Below are 18108 nucleotides of genomic sequence, written 5' to 3'. Positions count from 1 at the left end.
CCTTCGTCTGCTCGGGCTCAGCGCCTGCGCGCCTTGCGGTCGTCCTTGATATGGCCCCGGAAGGTCCGGGTGGGAGCGAACTCCCCCAGCTTGTGGCCGACCATCGAGTCGGACACGAAGACCGGCACGTGCTTGCGGCCGTCGTGCACCGCGATCGTGTGGCCGATCATGTCCGGGATGATGGTGGACCGGCGGGACCAGGTCCGGATCACGGTCTTCTTGCCCGACTCGTTGAGGACATCCACCTTCTTGAGCAGGTGGTCGTCCACGAACGGGCCCTTCTTCAGGCTGCGCGGCATTGGTTACCTCCCTGCTCAGCGCTTCTTGCCGGTACGGCGCCGGCGGACGATCAGCTTGTCGGACGGCTTGGTGCGGCGGGTGCGGCCCTCGGGCTTGCCTGCCGGGTTCACCGGGTGGCGACCACCGGAGGTCTTGCCCTCACCACCACCATGCGGGTGGTCGACCGGGTTCATGGCGACACCGCGGACGGTCGGGCGCTTGCCCTTCCAGCGCATGCGGCCCGCCTTGCCCCAGTTGATGTTGCTGTGCTCGGCGTTGCCCACCTCGCCGACCGTCGCGCGACAGCGGACGTCGACGTTGCGGATCTCGCCCGACGGCAGACGGAGCTGGGCGTACGGCCCGTCCTTCGCTACGAGCTGCACACCCGAACCGGCCGAGCGGGCGATCTTCGCGCCGCCACCGGGGCGGAGCTCGATCGCGTGCACCACGGTGCCGGTGGGGATGTTGCGGAGCGGCAGGTTGTTGCCGACCTTGATGTCGGCCCGGGGGCCGGCCTCGACCTTGTCGCCCTGCCGCAGCCGCGCCGGCGCGACGATGTAGCGCTTCTCGCCGTCGGCGTAGTGCAGCAGCGCGATCCGCGAGGTGCGGTTCGGGTCGTACTCGATGTGCGCGACGGTGGCCGGCACGCCGTCCTTGTCGTTGCGACGGAAGTCGATCAGCCGGTACGCCCGCTTGTGGCCGCCGCCCTGGTGCCGGGTGGTGACCTTGCCGTGGACGTTACGCCCGCCCTTGGAGTGCAGCGGACGGACCAGCGACTTCTCCGGCGTGGAACGCGTGATCTCGGCGAAGTCCGACACGCTCGAACCGCGGCGGCCGGGGGTCGTCGGCTTGTACTTGCGAATACCCATTCTTGTCAGCCCCTCAGCTCGCCGGGCCACCGAACACGTCGATCGTCCGGCTCTCCTGCGAGAGCGTGACGATCGCGCGCTTGGTGTCCTTGCGCTTGCCGTAGCCGGTGCGGGTGCGCTTGCGCTTGCCCGGGCGGTTCAGCGTGTTGACGCTGAGCACCTTGACACCGAACACCTTCTCCACGGCGATCTTGATCTGGGTCTTGTTGGCGTCCGGCCGCACGACGAAGGTGTACTGGCGCTCTTCGAGCAGCCCGTAGCTCTTCTCCGAGACGACCGGCGCGAGCAGGATGTCCCGCGGATCGGCGATCACTTCGCAGCCTCCTTCTCGGCCTGGAGCGAGCGCCGTGTCGGCGCGGCGATCGGGCCGGCGAGGAACGTCTCCAGTGCGTCGCTGGTGAACAGCACGACGTCGTTGACCAGCACGTCGTAGGTGTTCAGCTGGTCCGGCCACAGGATGTGCACGTGCGGCAGGTTCCGCAGGCTCAGCAGGCCCACGCCGTCGTCGCGGCCGATGACCGCGAGCACGCGCGTGCGCTCCGCGGTGAACAGGCCCTCGACGACCTTGCGGGCCGCCTTCGTGGACGGCGCGTCGCCGTCGACGATCGAAGAGACGACCTGCACCGCGCCGGCGCGGGCCCGGTCCGACAGCGCACCGCGGAGGGCGGCCGCCTTCATCTTCTTCGGGGTCTTCTGCGTGTAGTCGCGCGGCACGGGGCCGTGCGAGATGCCGCCGCCTGCGAACTGCGGGGACCGCGTCGAGCCCTGACGGGCCCGGCCGGTGCCCTTCTGCCGGTACGGCTTCTTGCCGCCGCCCCGGACCTCGCCGCGGGTCTTCGTGGAGTGCGTGCCCTGCCGGGCCGCGGCCAGCTGGCCCACGACGACCTGGTGCATCAGCGCGATGTTCGCGGGCACGTCGAAGACGTGCGCCGGGAGCTCGACGGTGGTGCCCGCGGCACTGCCGTCGGCGTTCTTCACCTCGAGGCTGCTGGTCACTGCACACCGCCCTTCTTGGCTGCGGTCTTCACCAGCAGCAGGCCGCCGCGGGGACCGGGAACCGCGCCCTTGATGAGCAGCAGCCCGTTCTCCTCGTCGACACGGTGCACGGTGAGGTTCTGGGTGGTCACACGGGCGTTGCCCATGCGGCCGGCCATGCGCAGGCCCTTGAAGACACGGCCCGGGGTGGCGCAGCCGCCGATGGAGCCCGGCGAGCGGTGCTTGCGCTGGGTGCCGTGGCTGGCGCCGAGGCCCTTGAAGCCGTGGCGCTTCATGACACCCGCGGTGCCCTTGCCCTTGCTGGTGCCGACCACGTCGACCACCGAGCCGGCCGCGAACACCGTCGCGCTGATCTCCTGGCCGACGGTGTACTCGCCGGCGTCGCTGGTGCGCAGCTCCACGAGGTGGCGCCGCGGCGTGGTGCCGGCCTTGGTGAAGTGCCCCGTGGCCGGCTTGTTCACCTTGCGCGGGTCGATCGCGCCGAAGGCGAGCTGCACCGCGGGGTAGCCGTCCTTGTCCGGGGTGCGCACCTGCGTCACCACGTTCGGGCCCGCCTGGACCACCGTGACCGGGACGATCCGGTTGTTCTCGTCGAAGACCTGGGTCATCCCGAGCTTGGTGCCCAGGATCCCGGTTACCTGCCTGTCAGTCGTCATCGTCTCGTCAGCCTTACTGGATGTTGACGTCGACGGACGCCGGCAGGTCGATGCGCATGAGCGCGTCGACCGTCTTCGGCGTCGGGTCGAGGATGTCGATGAGCCGCTTGTGGGTGCGCATCTCGAAGTGCTCGCGCGAGTCCTTGTACTTGTGCGGCGAGCGGATGACGCAGTACACGTTCTTCTCGGTCGGCAGCGGCACCGGCCCGACGACCCGGGCTCCGGTGCGCGTCACCGTCTCGACGATCTTCCGAGCGGATGCGTCGATCGCCTCGTGGTCGTAGGCCTTCAGCCTGATGCGGATCTTTTGTCCCGCCATGGTCGTCGGTCGTCCTTCTCTTCCTGCCGCTTGGTACGCGTGTCCGGGTGGGACCTGCGCGAGGAGCCCTCGGCCAGATCCTGCAGTGCGAGAACCTGCAGGTCCTTGCCGGTGCGGTCTCACCCGCCGGCGGGCCTCCGGTCCACGAGGTCGGGCGTGTCGCCGTGTGGAGACATACGACACCGCTTCGCAGACTCGTCCCCGGACACCGGCACCCACGAGGGGAGCCCGTAGTTCGGGGGGCTGACGTGGATCCGGCGCACGCGGTGGCAGTGACATACCTGCACCGCGCGCGCCGGAATCCGACGTCCAACCCGTCAAGGATGCCACACGAAAGTGCAGCGCCCTCAACCGGGGGGTGCGACCCCCTTCCGGGGGCCGCACCAGTGGTATTGCTACTTGTTGATCTTGGTGACCTGGCCGGCGCCGACGGTCCGACCACCCTCGCGGATGGCGAACTGCAGGCCCTCCTCCATGGCGATCGGCTGGATCAGCGCGACGCTCATCGAGGTGTTGTCGCCCGGCATGACCATCTCGGTCCCGCTGGGCAGGGTCACCACACCGGTCACGTCCGTGGTACGGAAGTAGAACTGCGGCCGGTAGTTGTTGAAGAACGGCGTGTGCCGTCCGCCCTCGTCCTTGGACAGGATGTAGACCTGGCCCTCGAACTCGGTGTGCGGGGTGATGGAGCCCGGCTTGCAGACGACCTGGCCGCGCTCGACGTCCTCGCGCTTGATGCCGCGGAGCAGCAGGCCGACGTTCTCGCCGGCACGCCCCTCGTCGAGGATCTTGCGGAACATCTCGACACCGGTGACGGTGGTCGTGGTGTTCTTCTCGCGGATGCCGACGATCTCGACCGTCTCGCTGACCTTGACGATGCCGCGCTCGATGCGACCGGTGACCACGGTGCCGCGGCCCGTGATCGTGAAGACGTCCTCGACCGGCATGAGGAACGGCTTCTCGATGTCGCGCTCGGGCTGCGGGATCGCCTCGTCGACGGCGTCCATCAGGCCGAGCAGCTTCTCGCTCCACTCGGGGTCGCCCTCGAGCGCCTTGAGCGCCGAGACCTGGACGACCGGCAGGTCGTCACCCGGGTAGTCCTGCGCCGAGAGCAGCTCGCGGACCTCCAGCTCGACGAGCTCGAGGATCTCCTCGTCGTCGACCATGTCGGCCTTGTTGAGCGCCACCACGATGTAGGGCACGCCGACCTGGCGGGCGAGCAGCACGTGCTCGCGCGTCTGCGGCATGGGGCCGTCCGTGGCGGCGACCACCAGGATGGCGCCGTCCATCTGCGCCGCACCGGTGATCATGTTCTTGATGTAGTCGGCGTGCCCGGGGCAGTCGACGTGCGCGTAGTGGCGCTTCTCGGTCTGGTACTCGACGTGCGCGATCGAGATGGTGATGCCGCGCTGACGCTCCTCGGGAGCCTTGTCGATCTGGTCGAACGCCGAAGCCTCGTTGAGGTTCGGGTACTTGTCGTGCAGGACCTTCGTGATGGCCGCCGTCAGCGTGGTCTTGCCGTGGTCGATATGACCGATGGTGCCGATGTTGACGTGCGGCTTGGTCCGCTCGAACTTCGCCTTCGCCACTGGGGAATCCTCCTGGACTGAATTTTCTCCGCCGTGCTGACGGCAGGTCTGTGGGTGGTGCGAGTCTGCCGCGGGCCCGTTGAGGGGCCCGCGGCAGGGTGGGTCTTTTATTCGCCGGTGGCCTTGGCGATGATCTCCTTGGCCACGTTGGTCGGGACCTCCGCGTAGGAGTCGAAGACCATGGTGTAGTTCGCCCGGCCCTGGGTCCGCGACCGGAGGTCGCCGACGTAGCCGAACATCTCCGACAACGGCACCAGCGCCTTGACGATGCGGGCACCGGCCCGCTCCTCCATGGCCTGGATCTGGCCGCGGCGGGAGTTCAGGTCGCCGATCACCTCACCCATGTAGTCCTCGGGCGTGGTGACCTCGACGGCCATCATCGGCTCGAGCAGGGCCGGGTCGGCCTTGCGCGCAGCCTCCTTGAGGGCGATCGAGCCGGCGACCTTGAACGCCATCTCCGACGAGTCCACCTCGTGGTACTGGCCGTCGAGCAGCGTCAGCTTGATTCCCGTGAGCGGGTAGCCCGCGAGCACGCCGTACTGCATGGCGTCCTGCGCACCGGCGTCCACCGACGGGATGTACTCCCGCGGGATACGGCCGCCGGACACCTTGTTGTCGAACTCGTAGAGCGCCCCGTCCGCGGTGTCGAGCGGCTCGAGCTTGATGATCACGCGGGCGAACTGGCCCGAGCCACCCGTCTGCTTCTTGTGGGTGTACTCGTACTTGTCCACCGTGCGGCGGATCGTCTCGCGGTAGGCCACCTGCGGCTTGCCGATGTTGGCCTCGACCTTGTAGTCGCTCTTCATCCGGTTGACGAGCACCTCGAGGTGGAGCTCGCCCATGCCGGCGAGGATCGTCTGGCCGGACTCCTGGTCCAGGTGGACCTGGAAGGTCGGGTCCTCCTCGGCGAGGCGCTGGATCGCGATGCCCAGCTTCTCCTGGTCCGCCTTGGTCTTCGGCTCGACCGCCACCTGGATGACGGGGTCCGGGAAGGTCATCGACTCCAGGACGATCGGCGCCTGCGGGTCGCTCAGCGTCTCGCCCGTGGTCGTGTCCTTGAGACCGATCACCGCGTAGATGTGGCCCACCAGGGCCTCGTCGACGGGGTTCTCCTTGTTGGCGTGCATCTGGAAGATCTTCCCGATGCGCTCCTTGCGGTCCTTGGTCGAGTTGATGACCTGGGAACCCGAGGCGACCCGACCCGAGTAGACCCGGATGTAGGTCAGCTTGCCGAAGAACGGATGAGCGGCGATCTTGAACGCCAGCGCGGAGAACGGCTCGTCCTTGCTGGGCTTGCGGAACGCCGGGGTCTCCCCGTCCGGCAGCGTGCCCTCGACCGGGGGCAGGTCGTACGGCGACGGCAGGTAGTCGATCACGGCGTCGAGCATGGGCTGGACGCCCTTGTTCTTGAACGCCGAGCCGCAGAGCACCGGGTAGGCCAGGCGCTCGTTGACGATCCGCCGGATGCCCAGCTTGATCTGCTCGGTGGTCAGCTCCTCGCCGCCGAGGTAGGACTCCATGAGGTCGTCGTCGGTCTCCGCGACGGCCTCGACCAGCTTCTCCCGGTACTCGGCGACCACGTCGGCCATGTCGGCCGGGATCTCCTCGACGGTGTAGTCCTCGCCCTTCTGGACCTCCCCGCGCCAGGTCAGCGCGCGCATCTCGACCAGGTCGACGACTCCGATGAAGTCGTTCTCCGTGCCGATGGGCAGCTGGATCGGCAGCGGCTTGGCGCCGAGCCGGTCCTGGATCGTCCGCACGGTGAAGTAGAAGTCCGCGCCGAGCTTGTCCATCTTGTTGACGAAGCAGATACGCGGGACGTCGTACTTGGTGGCCTGCCGCCAGACCTGCTCGGACTGGGGCTCGACGCCTTCCTTGCCGTCGAAGACTGCGACCGCGCCGTCGAGCACCCGCAGGTTCCGCTCCACCTCGACGGTGAAGTCGACGTGCCCCGGGGTGTCGATGATGTTGATCTGGTGGTCTTTCCAGAAGCAGGTCGTCGCGGCGGACGTGATCGTGATGCCGCGCTTCTGCTCCTCCTCCATCCAGTCCATCGTGGCGGCGCCGTCGTGCACCTCACCGATCTTGTAGTTGATCCCGGTGTAGTACAGGATCCGCTCGGTGGTGGTGGTCTTGCCGGCGTCGATGTGCGCCATGATGCCGATGTTGCGGACCCGCGTCAGGTCCGTCAGCACGTCCCGTGCCACGTCTCAGCTCTCCTCGGTTGGCGCCGACGGTCGGCCGGTCACCAGCGGTAGTGGGCGAAGGCCTTGTTGGACTCCGCCATCTTGTGCATGTCCTCGCGCCGCTTCACGGCGGCGCCGAGGCCGTTGCTCGCGTCGAGCAGCTCGTTCATCAGCCGCTCGACCATGGTCTTCTCGCGGCGCTGGCCGGCGTAGCTGACCAGCCAGCGCAGGGCCAGCGTGGTCTGCCGCGGCGCACGCACCTCGACGGGAACCTGGTAGGTCGCGCCACCGACGCGGCGGCTCTTGACCTCCAGGGCGGGGCGCACGTTGTCCATCGCCCGCTTGAGCGTGACGACCGGGTCCGTGCCGGTCTTGTCGCGCGTGCCCTCGAGGGCCGCGTAGACGATGCGCTCGGCGAGACTGCGCTTGCCGTCCTTGAGCACCTTGTTCACCAGCTGGGTGACCAGCGGGGAACCGAAGACCGGGTCGTTGACCAACGGCCGCTTGGGAGCAGGGCCCTTGCGAGGCATCAGCTCTTCTCCTTCTTCGCACCGTAGCGGCTGCGGGACTGCTTGCGGTTCTTCACACCCTGCGTGTCCAGCGAGCCGCGGATGACCTTGTAGCGGACGCCCGGCAGGTCCTTCACCCGGCCGCCGCGCACGAGCACGATGGAGTGCTCCTGCAGGTTGTGGCCCTCACCGGGAATGTAGGCCGTGACCTCGATCTGGCTCGACAGCTTCACGCGGGCGACCTTGCGGAGCGCCGAGTTCGGCTTCTTGGGCGTCGTGGTGTACACGCGCGTGCACACCCCGCGGCGCTGCGGGCTGCCCTTGAGCGCCGCGGTCTTGGTCTTGGAGACCTTGTCCTGACGGCCCTTGCGGACCAGCTGCTGGATCGTGGGCATGGACCGTTTACTTCTTCCCTCTGTGCAGTCGAAACCGCGTGCTGTCGTGAACCGTTGGTACTCGGGTTGGTCGGTGCTCGACCTGGTCAGGAGGTCGGCTTCACCGGCCACCCTCCCCCGAGGTCGGGCGTGTCGCGCCCCTGCACACCGTACGGACCGGATCGGGGAACCTTCCCGAGGTGGCAGGACCTACGCGTCCACCGGCCTGCCGTTCCCACGCGAAGCGGGTGCAGTGGCCATCGGGCACGCAGATCGGCCCGACCAGGTCGAGCGCAAGACCACAGAGTACCCGTCCCTCGAAAGGGGGGTCAAAGCGGGTCCGGGGAGGCCTGGTCGGTGTGTGCACGCAGAGTGCCGCAGACCCGCGCCGCTTGCAAGGAACACGTCCGCTCGCCGCTCGTCGCCACCCGCTCGCCGCTGCCCCGTCCCGTTCCGTTCCGTTCCGCTCGAGTCACCGAACGCAGAACGGCCCCCACGGGAGCAGCTGGCTACGGGCTCTGGTCACGTCGTGTACAACACGGGCCTCCACAGGGGCATTCCCCGACGTCGGAGTGGCGGAGTCGACGTCGTCGAGACCTGCCGTGTGTCGATGCGCCCGTTACGGTCGATATATGACGACCAGGCCGAAGGTCGCGGTGATCGGAGCCGGCTTCGGTGGCATCGCCGCGGCCGTCGCCGTCCGGGACGACGGCGACCCCGTCGTGCTCGAACGCGGCTCGGACGTCGGCGGGGTCTGGCGGGAGAACAGCTACCCGGGTGCCGCCTGCGACATCCCGTCGCACCTCTACTCGTTCTCCTTCGCCCTCGAGCACCGCTGGAGCAGGCGGTTCGCCCCGCAGCCAGACATCCTGCGCTACCTGCGCCGCATCACCGACGAGTTCGGGCTGCGGCCGCGCCTGCGCCTGCGCACCGAGGTCACCGAGGCCCGCTACGACGACGACCGGTCCGTCTGGCGGCTGACGACGGCCACCGGCGACGCCCTGGAGGCCCAGATGCTGGTGGCGGCCTGCGGGCAGCTGACCCGGCCGACCCGGCCGGACGTGCCCGGCCTCGCCACCTTCCACGGCCCCGTTCTGCACTCGGCCCGCTGGGACCCCGACGTCGACCTGCGTGGGCGGCGCGTGGCCGTGGTCGGGACCGGGGCGAGCGCGGTGCAGATCGTGCCGGCGGTCGCCGACGACGTCGCGCACCTGACCGTGTTCCAGCGCTCGGCCGCCCATCTCGTCCCGAAGCCGGACCGTCGCTACTCCGCGCTGCACCACGCGCTGTTCCGGCGGGTGCCCGTATGGCGCCGCGGCGCCAGGGCGCTGCTGATGGCGGTGTTCGAACGCGCGGGTGCGGCACCGGTCGGGCCCGCCTCCGCCGCGGTGCGCCGGGCGTGGGAGCTCCTGCTGCGGGTCCAGGTCCCGGACGCGGGGCTGCGGGCACGCCTGCGCCCGGCCCATGCGCTCGGGAGCAGGCGGGTGCTCGTGTCGTCGGACTGGTACCGGGCCCTCCGGAAACCGCACGTCGACCTCGTGACGGCGGCGGTCGACGAGGTGACTCCCTGCGGCGTGCGCACCGTCGACGGTGCCCTGCACCCGGCGGACGTCATCGTCCTCGCCACCGGTTTCGAGTCCGACGTGTTCGTCACGCCGATGAAGGTGTTCGGCCGCGACGGGCGGGAGCTCTCCGACGAGTGGCGCGACGGCGCCGCCGCCCACCTCGGCATGGCCGTGCCCGGCTTCCCCAACCTGTTCCTGGTGCACGGGCCGCACACCGCGCTGCGGGCGGGCTCGGTGGTGCACATGATCGAGTGTCAGGCGCGCTACGTGCTGCAGGCGGTCCGCCGGATCGCCGGCGGCACCCACACGCTCGAGGTCCGCCGCGAGGTGGCGGACGCCTTCGCCGCCGAGATGGCGGAGCGCTCGGAACCCGGAACCCGGAACGCGCACGAGTGGCCCGGCACGATGCGCGAGTACGAGCGCCGCACCGCGCGGTTCGCGGACACGGACTTCCTGGCCACCTGACGCCGAACGGGGCCGGCCACCGCCACGGGAGAGCGGTGTCCGGCCCCGTCCGGACGAGGGTGTGAGGCGGCGGCCTTCGTCTTACAGGACCGTCAGCGCCGAGCTCCGCTGCCTCACACCCTCGGTGGTGCTGGTCCCGGCCCGCCGCCGTCGCGACGGGTCGGGACAGGACGTGACTAGCGGTAGTCCCTACCGAAGTCGTAGTCGTCCAGCGGCACCGCGGCACCGGTGCCCGTGCCAAACACGTCCGGGCTGTAGTAGCCGTCGTCGTAGCTCGGCAGCGCGTAGGCGGCCGCGCGGGCCTCCTCCGTCGGCTGCACCTGGATGTTGCGGTACCGGCTGATGCCCGTACCTGCCGGGATCAGCTTGCCGATGATCACGTTCTCCTTGAGCCCGACGAGCTTGTCGCGCTTTCCGTTGATCGCGGCATCGGTGAGGATCCGGGTGGTCTCCTGGAACGACGCCGCGGACAGCCACGACTCCGTCGCCAGCGAGGCCTTCGTGATCCCCATGAGCACCGGGCGACCCGAAGCCGGCTCGCCACCCTCGGCCACCACGCGGCGGTTCGAGGTTTCGAAGTCCATCCGGTCGATCAGGCCGCCCGGCAGGAACTCCGTGGAGCCCGAGTCGATGATCGTGACCCGGCGGACCATCTGCCGGACGATCACCTCGATGTGCTTGTCGTGGATGTCCACGCTCTGCGTGCGGTACACCTTCTGCACCTCACGCACCAGGTGCAGCTGCACCTCGCGCGGGCCCATGACGCGCAGCACCTCGTGCGGGTCCGCCGTGCCCTCGAGCAGCAGCTGGCCCACGTGCACGTGGTCGCCGTCCGCCAGCGGCCGCTCCTGACCGTCCACGACGGTCATCGCCAGCCACTGCCGCTTCGACAGCTTCTCGTAGACGATCTCCTCGCTCCCGTCGTCCGGGATCAGGGTGATCTTCCAGAAGCGGTCGCCGTCCTCGATCCGGATGCGGCCGTCGACGTCCGCGATGGGCGCCTTGCCGCGCGGCACGCGGGCCTCGAACAGCTCCTGGACACGGGGCAGACCCGTGGTGATGTCGTCGCCCGCCACACCACCGGTGTGGAAGGTACGCATCGTCAGCTGCGTGCCCGGCTCGCCGATCGACTGGGCCGCGACGATACCGACCGCCTCGCCGACGTCCACCAGCTTGCCGGTGGCCATCGAACGGCCGTAGCACATGCCGCAGATGCCGGTGGTCGAGGTGCAGGTCAGGGCGCTGCGCACCCGGATCTGCCGAACGCCGGCCTCGACCAGGGCGTCGAGTGCAGGATCGCCGAGGTCGTCGCCTCGGGACACCACGAGCTCGCCGTCCGGGCCGACCACGTCCTCCGCCGACGTACGGGCGTAGACGCTCGTCCGGATGTAGCGGTGCGGGATGAGCCGGCCGTCGCTGGTCTCCTCGGTGACCGGCATCGAGATCGCCCGCTCGGTGCCGCAGTCGACCTCGCGCACGATGACGTCCTGGGAGACGTCGACCAGGCGCCGGGTCAGGTACCCCGAGTCGGCCGTCCGCAGCGCGGTGTCGGCCAGACCCTTACGGGTGCCGTGCGTGGAGATGAAGTACTCCAGCACCGACAGGCCCTCGCGGAAGTTGGCCTTGATCGGACGAGGGATGTACTCGCCCTTCGGGTTGGCCACCAGACCACGCATACCGGCGAGCTGCCGGACCTGGGTCATGTTGCCCGCCGCGCCCGACTGCACGATCAGCGGGATCGGGTTGTCCGCCGGGAAGTTCTCCTCCATCGCCTTGGCGACCTCTTCGGACGCCTGGCTCCAGATCTTGACCATCTCGTCGTTGCGCTCCTGGTGCGAGAGCGCACCGCGCTGGTACCGGCGGTTGACCTGGTCGGCCTTGGCCTCGTACCCGTCGAGGATCGTCTGCTTGTTCGGCGGGACCACGACGTCGTCGATCGCGATGGTGACACCGGACCGGGTGGCCCAGTAGAAACCGGCGTCCTTCAGACGGTCGAGGACCTGCGCGACCTCCGTCATCGAGTAGCGCTCGGCCAGGTCGTTGATGATCGCGGCCTGGCGCTTCTTCGGCAGCGCGTCGTTGACGAACGGGTAGTCCGTCGGGAGCAGCTCGTTGAACAGCACCCGACCCAGCGTGGTCTCCGCCGTCCAGGTCTCGCCCGGCTCCCAGCCCTTCTCGCGCAGCGCCGGGTAGAGCTCGGCCGGCGGGACGACGCCCGACAGCCGGATCTTCACCGGTGCCTGCAGGTGGAGCACCTTCCGGTCGTAGGCCATGATCGCCTCGGCCGGGTTGGCGTAGGAGTGCCCCTCGCCCATCGCGCCGGGTCGCACGCGGGTGAGGTGGTACAGGCCGGTGACCATGTCCAGACGCGGCATGGCCAGCGGACGGCCCGACGCCGGCGACAGGATGTTGTTGCTCGAGAGCATCAGCACCCGTGCCTCGGACTGCGCCTCGGCCGACAGCGGCAGGTGCACCGCCATCTGGTCGCCGTCGAAGTCGGCGTTGAACGCCTCGCAGACCAGCGGGTGCAGCTGGATAGCCTTGCCCTCCACCAGCTGCGGCTCGAAGGCCTGGATGCCGAGGCGGTGCAGCGTCGGCGCCCGGTTGAGCAGCACGGGGTGCTCGGAGATGACCTCCTCGAGCACGTCCCACACCTGCGAGCGGCCGCGTTCGACCATCCGCTTGGCCGACTTGATGTTCTGCGCGTGGTTCAGGTCGACCAGGCGCTTCATCACGAACGGCTTGAACAGCTCCAGCGCCATCTGCTTGGGCAGGCCGCACTGGTGCAGCTTGAGCTGCGGGCCGACCACGATGACCGAACGGCCGGAGTAGTCGACACGCTTGCCGAGCAGGTTCTGGCGGAACCGGCCCTGCTTGCCCTTGAGCAGGTCGGACAGCGACTTGAGCGGGCGGTTGCCGGGGCCCGTGACCGGGCGTCCGCGGCGGCCGTTGTCGAACAGCGCGTCGACGGCCTCCTGCAGCATCCGCTTCTCGTTGTTGACGATGATCTCGGGCGCGCCAAGGTCGATCAGCCTCTTGAGGCGGTTGTTGCGGTTGATCACGCGGCGGTACAGGTCGTTCAGGTCGCTGGTGGCGAACCGGCCACCGTCGAGCTGCACCATCGGACGCAGGTCCGGCGGGATCACGGGCACGCAGTCGAGCACCATGCCCATCGGCGAGTTGCCGGTGGCCTGGAACGCCGCGACGACCTTGAGCCGCTTGAGCGCACGGAGCTTCTTCTGGCCCTTGCCGCTGCGGATGGTCTCCCGCAGGTTCTCGGCCTCGGCCGCGATGTCGAAGTTCCGGGCGAGCGTCTGGATCGCCTCGGCACCCATCGAACCGGTGAAGTAGTCGCCGTACCGGTCGTAGAGCTCGCGGTAGATCCCCTCGTCCGGGATCAGCTGCTGGACGTCGAGCTTGACGAACGTCGTCCAGATCTCCTCGAGCCGGTCCAGCTCGCGCTGGGCCCGGTCGCGGAGCTGGCGCATCTCGCGCTCGCCGCCCTCCTTGACCTTGCGGCGCACGTCGCTCTTCGCGCCTTCGCGCTCGAGCTCGGCGAGGTCCTGCTCCAGCTTCTGGGCACGGGCCTCGACGTCTGCGTCGCGCCGCTGCTCGACACGCTTGCGCTCGACGAGCGCCTCGTTCTCAAGCGTCGACAGGTCGGTGTGGCGCTGCTCCTTGTTGACCGACGTGATCACGTAGGCCGCGAAGTAGATGATCTTCTCGAGGTCCTTGGGAGCCAGGTCGAGCAGGTAGCCCAGCCGGCTCGGGACGCCCTTGAAGTACCAGATGTGCGTGACGGGAGCGGCCAGCTCGATGTGGCCCATCCGCTCACGACGCACCTTGGCGCGCGTGACCTCCACGCCGCAGCGCTCGCAGATGATGCCCTTGAACCGGACGCGCTTGTACTTCCCGCAGTAGCACTCCCAGTCGCGGGTCGGGCCGAAGATCTTCTCGCAGAAGAGCCCGTCCTTCTCCGGCTTGAGGGTGCGGTAGTTGATGGTCTCGGGCTTCTTGACCTCGCCGTGCGACCACTGGCGGATGTCCTCGGCGGTGGCCAGGCCGATGCGCAGCTCGTCGAAGAAGTTGACGTCGAGCACTATGTGAGTCCTCTGTTTCCCCGAAGAAATATTCTTCGTAATGCTTCAGCTACGGGCGGGGTCAGTTGACGACGTCGTCGACGGTCATCGAGTCCGTGCCGGGACGGCTGGACAGGTTGATGCCGAGGTTCGCCGCCGCGCGCTCGAGGTCCTCGTCGTCCGTGTCGCGCATCTCGATCGTGGCGCCGTCACTGGACAGCACCTCCACGTTCAGGCACAGCGACTGGAGCTCCTTGAGGAGCACCTTGAACGACTCGGGGATCCCGGGCTCGGGGATGTTCTCTCCCTTGACGATCGCCTCGTAGACCTTGACCCGGCCCACCACGTCGTCCGACTTGATCGTGAGCAGCTCCTGCAGCGTGTAGGCCGCGCCGTAGGCCTGCATCGCCCAGCACTCCATCTCACCGAAGCGCTGACCGCCGAACTGCGCCTTACCGCCCAGCGGCTGCTGGGTGATCATCGAGTACGGGCCCGTCGAGCGGGCGTGGATCTTGTCGTCCACCAGGTGCAGCAGCTTGAGGATGTACATGTAGCCCACGGCCACGGGGAACGGGTACGGCTCGCCGGAACGCCCGTCGAACAGCTGGGCCTTCCCGTCGGAGCCGACCATGCGCTCACCATCGCGGTTCGGCAGGGTCGAGCCGAGCAGACCGGTGATCTCGTTCTCCTTGGCCCCGTCGAACACCGGCGTGGCCGTGTTCGTGCCGGGAGGCGCGGAGTAGAGGTCGTCGGGCAGCGCGGACGCCCACTCGGGCCGGCCCTCGATCTCCCAGCCGGTCTTGGCGATCCACCCGAGGTGGGTCTCCAGGACCTGGCCGATGTTCATCCGTCGCGGCACACCGTGCGTGTTCAGGATGATGTCGACCGGCGTGCCGTCGGGCAGGAACGGCATGTCCTCGGCGGGCAGGATCTTGCCGATCACGCCCTTGTTGCCGTGCCGCCCGGCCAGCTTGTCGCCGTCCTGGATCTTGCGCTTCTGCGCCACGTACACGCGGACCAGCTCGTTCACGCCCGGCGCGAGCTCGTCGTCGTCGTCGCGGGAGAACACCCGGATGCCGATGACCTTGCCCGTCTCGCCGTGCGGGACCTTGAGCGAGGTGTCGCGGACCTCGCGCGCCTTCTCACCGAAGATCGCGCGGAGCAGCCGCTCCTCCGGGGTCAGCTCCGTCTCGCCCTTGGGCGTGACCTTGCCGACCAGGATGTCGCCGGGCTGGACCTCGGCGCCGATCCGGATGATGCCGCGCTCGTCGAGGTCGGCGAGGACCTCCTCGGAGACGTTCGGGATGTCCCGGGTGATCTCCTCGGCGCCCAGCTTCGTGTCGCGGGCGTCGATCTCGTGCTCCTCGATGTGGATCGACGTCAAGACGTCGTCCTGCACCAGGCGCTGCGAGAGGATGATCGCGTCCTCGTAGTTGTGGCCCTCCCACGGCATGATCGCCACGAGCAGGTTCTTGCCCAGGGCCATCTCACCGTCTTCGGTGCACGGCCCGTCGGCGAGCACCTGGCCCACCTCGACCCGCGCGCCCTCTTCCACGATCGGCTTCTGGTTCGTGCAGGTGCCCTGGTTGCTGCGGCGGAACTTGTGCAGCCGGTAGGTCTGGCGCGAACCGTCGTCCGCCATCACCGTGATGAAGTCGGCGCACAGCTCCTCGACGACGCCGGCCTTCTCGGTCACGACCACGTCGCCCGCGTCGACCGCGGCGCGCAGCTCCATACCGGTGCCGACCAGCGGCGACTCGGAGCGGAGCAGCGGCACGGCCTGACGCTGCATGTTCGCGCCCATCAGGGCGCGGTTCGCGTCGTCGTGCTCGAGGAACGGGATCATCGCCGTGGCGACCGACACCATCTGGCGCGGCGAGACGTCGATGTAGTCGACGGCCGTCGGCGGGATGTAGTCGACCTCGCCGCCCTTGCGACGCACCAGCACGCGGTCGCTGGTGAACGAACCGTCGTCGTTCAGCGGCTCGTTCGCCTGCGCGATGACGAAACGGTCTTCCTCGTCGGCGGTCAGGTAGTCGATCTGCTCCGTGGCGATGCCGTGCTCGACCTTGCGGTACGGCGTCTGGATGAAACCGAACGGGTTGACCTGCGCGAAGCTCGAGAGCGACCCGATCAGGCCGATGTTCGGGCCTTCCGGGGTCTCGATCGGGCACATGCGGCCGTAGTGGCTGTGGTGCACGTCGCGGACCTCGAAGCCCGCCCGCTCGCGGGACAGACCGCCCGGGCCCAGCGCGGACAGACGCCGCTTGTGCGTCAGGCCGGCGAGCGGGTTGGTCTGGTCCATGAACTGCGACAACTGGGAGGTCCCGAAGAACTCCTTGATCGCCGCCACGACCGGCCGGATGTTGATCAGGGTCTGCGGCGTGATCGCCTCGACGTCCTGGGTCGTCATCCGCTCGCGGACCACGCGCTCCATGCGCGAGAGTCCGACCCGGATCTGGTTCTGGATCAGCTCGCCCACGGTGCGCAGGCGCCGGTTGCCGAAGTGGTCGATGTCGTCGGTCTCGACGGGGATCTCGATCCCCGAGCCCTCCTGACCCTCGACCGCACCGGACACCATCGTCGTGTCGCCGGCGTGCAGCCGGACGAGGTACTCGATGGTGGTGGCGATGTCCTCCTCGGTCAGCGTGCCGACCTCGTTGGGGATCGTCAGCCCGAGCTTCTTGTTCGCCTTGTACCGGCCGACCTTCGCCAGGTCGTAGCGCTTGTCCTTGAAGAACAGGTTCTCCAGGAGCGTCTGGGCGCTCTCCCGCGTGGGAGGTTCGCCCGGGCGCAGCTTGCGGTAGATGTCGAGCAGGGCCTCGTCCTGGCCGGCCGTGTGGTCCTTCTCCAGGGTGGCCATCATCGTCTCGGAGAACCCGAAACGCTGCTGGACCTGCTCGTTCGTCCAACCCAGCGCCTTGAGCAGCACGGTGACCGGCTGGCGGCGCTTGCGGTCGATGCGGACGCCGACGGTGTCGCGCTTGTCGACGTCGAACTCCAGCCATGCTCCGCGGCTGGGGATGATCTTGACCGAGTAGACGTCCTTCTCGGTCGTCTTGTCGATGTTGTGGTCGAAGTAGACACCCGGCGAGCGGACGAGCTGGGACACGACGACACGCTCGGTGCCGTTGATGATGAACGTGCCCTTGTCGGTCATCACGGGGAAGTCGCCCATGAAGACCGTCTGGCTCTTGATCTCGCCGGTGGTGTTGTTGGTGAACTCCGCGGTGACGAACAGCGGAGCCGCGTACGTCATGTCCTTGTCCTTGCACTCCTCGACGGAGGCCTTGACCTCGTCGAAGCGTGGGTCGGAGAAGGACAGCGACATCGAACCGGAGAAGTCCTCGATCGGCGAGATCTCGGTGAGGATCTCCTCGAGACCGCCGGCCGGGTTCTCGTCGCCGGCCTCGATGCGACGCTGGAACCACGCCTCGTCGCCGACCAGCCACTCGAACGACTGGGTCTGCAGGTCGAGCAGGTCCGGCACCCGCAGAGGCTCGCGGATCTTCGCGAAGGAGACCCGGGTCGGCGCTCCGGGTAGCGCCAGGTGGTCCGATGTGGTCGCGGGGGTCGTGGTGGCGCGGGACGAAGCCAAGATGCGTCCTTCCGAGAACTACGCTCTCGTCTGGCGGACCGCGGAGACGCACGCTACTTTGGTCGCCTCGCCCGGTCGAGGGACCCGGGCAAGAGGCGTGGAGCGGTGCGGATCTACGTGCCTGCCGTCTGTTGTCGATACGCAGCCATCGACCAGGATTCCAGGCACACGTCGGAGCTCGACAGGCGAGAATCCCCCACACGCGCGCGCAGACCTGGACGAAGGCAGCGCAAAGAGGCAGTCTAGCCGCAAATGCAGCCGCTGTCGAGAGTGGTCGCCCGGACGATCAAACCTCGTCCGCCCAGGGAACCATCGAGACCTAAGAGTGACCTGAGCGGCGCACCGAGTCAAGACACTACGCGTCGGTAAGTGGTCCCTTTTGCGGGACGACCGGACGGTTCTCGACGTCAGGCACGGTGACAGGCAGTTCGTCGACACAGCGCGACGTCCGTTTCGTGACCTCGCCGACGACCACCGGTGGTGACCTGCGCCAACCTCCGAGGGTTCGCCGTTCGGCGCACGGACGCCGCGAGCACGCCGTCACAGCGGGTACGGCCCAGCGGGGCGTCCCCACACAAAGGCACGGCCGGGACGGCACCCTTCGTGGGCGCCGTCCCGGCCGGT

13 protein-coding genes are annotated in these 18108 nt (G+C 68.5%); 1 reads left to right on the top strand and 12 read right to left on the bottom strand.

Going from position 1 to position 18108, the window contains the following annotated elements:
- Positions 1-17 precede the first annotated feature (17 nt).
- The 10 genes from rpsS to rpsL all read right to left on the bottom strand — a co-directional run bounded on the left by rpsS (position 18) and on the right by rpsL (position 7798).
- A complete protein-coding gene (gene rpsS, locus RM445_RS03660; RefSeq protein ID WP_062397841.1) occupies positions 18-299 on the bottom strand; it encodes a 30S ribosomal protein S19 in 282 nt (93 codons plus the stop codon).
- A gap of 15 nt (positions 300-314) precedes the next feature.
- Complete coding sequence (gene rplB / locus RM445_RS03655) at positions 315-1148, bottom strand: 50S ribosomal protein L2 (protein WP_311554540.1); 834 nt, start codon at positions 1146-1148, stop codon at positions 315-317.
- 13 nt (positions 1149-1161) lie between these two features.
- Entirely contained in the window at positions 1162-1461 is a 300-nt protein-coding gene (gene rplW / locus RM445_RS03650; protein WP_311554539.1) for a 50S ribosomal protein L23, read from the bottom strand.
- Positions 1458-2144, bottom strand: a complete 687-nt coding sequence (gene rplD / locus RM445_RS03645; RefSeq protein WP_311554538.1) for a 50S ribosomal protein L4 — start codon at positions 2142-2144, stop codon at positions 1458-1460. Before rplD ends, rplW begins: the two co-directional genes overlap by 4 nt.
- The gene (gene rplC / locus RM445_RS03640; protein ID WP_311554536.1) at positions 2141-2800 is read right to left on the bottom strand and encodes a 50S ribosomal protein L3; all 660 of its coding nucleotides are present in this window, start codon (positions 2798-2800) and stop codon (positions 2141-2143) included. The genes rplD and rplC overlap by 4 nt, the downstream gene beginning before the upstream one ends.
- A gap of 13 nt (positions 2801-2813) precedes the next feature.
- The gene (rpsJ, locus tag RM445_RS03635) at positions 2814-3119 is read right to left on the bottom strand and encodes a 30S ribosomal protein S10 (protein WP_003938093.1); all 306 of its coding nucleotides are present in this window, start codon (positions 3117-3119) and stop codon (positions 2814-2816) included.
- Positions 3120-3514: 395 nt separating this feature from the next.
- Complete coding sequence (gene tuf, locus RM445_RS03630) at positions 3515-4708, bottom strand: elongation factor Tu (RefSeq protein WP_311554534.1); 1194 nt, start codon at positions 4706-4708, stop codon at positions 3515-3517.
- Positions 4709-4815: 107 nt separating this feature from the next.
- Positions 4816-6915 carry an elongation factor G gene (gene fusA / locus RM445_RS03625; RefSeq protein ID WP_311554533.1) on the bottom strand — a complete coding sequence of 700 codons (2100 nt, stop codon included), beginning with the start codon at positions 6913-6915 and terminating at the stop codon, positions 4816-4818.
- Between the two features lie 38 nt (positions 6916-6953).
- The gene (gene rpsG / locus RM445_RS03620) at positions 6954-7424 is read right to left on the bottom strand and encodes a 30S ribosomal protein S7 (protein WP_311554532.1); all 471 of its coding nucleotides are present in this window, start codon (positions 7422-7424) and stop codon (positions 6954-6956) included.
- Positions 7424-7798: a 30S ribosomal protein S12 gene (gene rpsL / locus RM445_RS03615; RefSeq protein WP_311554531.1), complete on the bottom strand. Its 375-nt coding sequence runs from the start codon at positions 7796-7798 to the stop codon at positions 7424-7426. The genes rpsG and rpsL overlap by 1 nt, the downstream gene beginning before the upstream one ends.
- 611 nt (positions 7799-8409) lie before the next feature.
- Here rpsL and RM445_RS03610 point away from each other — a divergent pair.
- Positions 8410-9807 carry a flavin-containing monooxygenase gene (locus RM445_RS03610; RefSeq protein ID WP_311554530.1) on the top strand — a complete coding sequence of 466 codons (1398 nt, stop codon included), beginning with the start codon at positions 8410-8412 and terminating at the stop codon, positions 9805-9807.
- A gap of 176 nt (positions 9808-9983) precedes the next feature.
- Here RM445_RS03610 and RM445_RS03605 read toward each other — a convergent pair whose 3' ends face one another.
- Positions 9984-13907, bottom strand: coding sequence for a DNA-directed RNA polymerase subunit beta' (locus tag RM445_RS03605; protein ID WP_311554529.1), 3924 nt, complete (start codon positions 13905-13907; stop codon positions 9984-9986).
- A 61-nt stretch (positions 13908-13968) separates the two neighbouring features.
- The gene (gene rpoB / locus RM445_RS03600; protein WP_311554528.1) at positions 13969-17484 is read right to left on the bottom strand and encodes a DNA-directed RNA polymerase subunit beta; all 3516 of its coding nucleotides are present in this window, start codon (positions 17482-17484) and stop codon (positions 13969-13971) included.
- Positions 17485-18108 lie beyond the last annotated feature (624 nt).

The organism is Pseudonocardia charpentierae (assembly GCF_031845345.1).
Lineage (GTDB): Bacteria > Actinomycetota > Actinomycetes > Mycobacteriales > Pseudonocardiaceae > Pseudonocardia > Pseudonocardia charpentierae.
This window is presented reverse-complemented; position numbering and strand designations above follow the sequence as displayed.

Bases quoted from the DNA above. Each gene is read 5' to 3' on its own strand.
- rplC (WP_311554536.1), bottom strand. From the start codon at position 2,800: ATGACGACTGACAGGCAGGTAACCGGGATCCTGGGCACCAAGCTCGGG.
- RM445_RS03610 (WP_311554530.1), top strand. From the start codon at position 8,410: ATGACGACCAGGCCGAAGGTCGCGGTGATCGGAGCCGGCTTCGGTGGC.
- rpsG (WP_311554532.1), bottom strand. From the start codon at position 7,424: ATGCCTCGCAAGGGCCCTGCTCCCAAGCGGCCGTTGGTCAACGACCCG.
- rpsJ (WP_003938093.1), bottom strand. From the start codon at position 3,119: ATGGCGGGACAAAAGATCCGCATCAGGCTGAAGGCCTACGACCACGAG.
- rpsS (WP_062397841.1), bottom strand. From the start codon at position 299: ATGCCGCGCAGCCTGAAGAAGGGCCCGTTCGTGGACGACCACCTGCTC.
- rplB (WP_311554540.1), bottom strand. From the start codon at position 1,148: ATGGGTATTCGCAAGTACAAGCCGACGACCCCCGGCCGCCGCGGTTCG.
- rpsL (WP_311554531.1), bottom strand. From the start codon at position 7,798: ATGCCCACGATCCAGCAGCTGGTCCGCAAGGGCCGTCAGGACAAGGTC.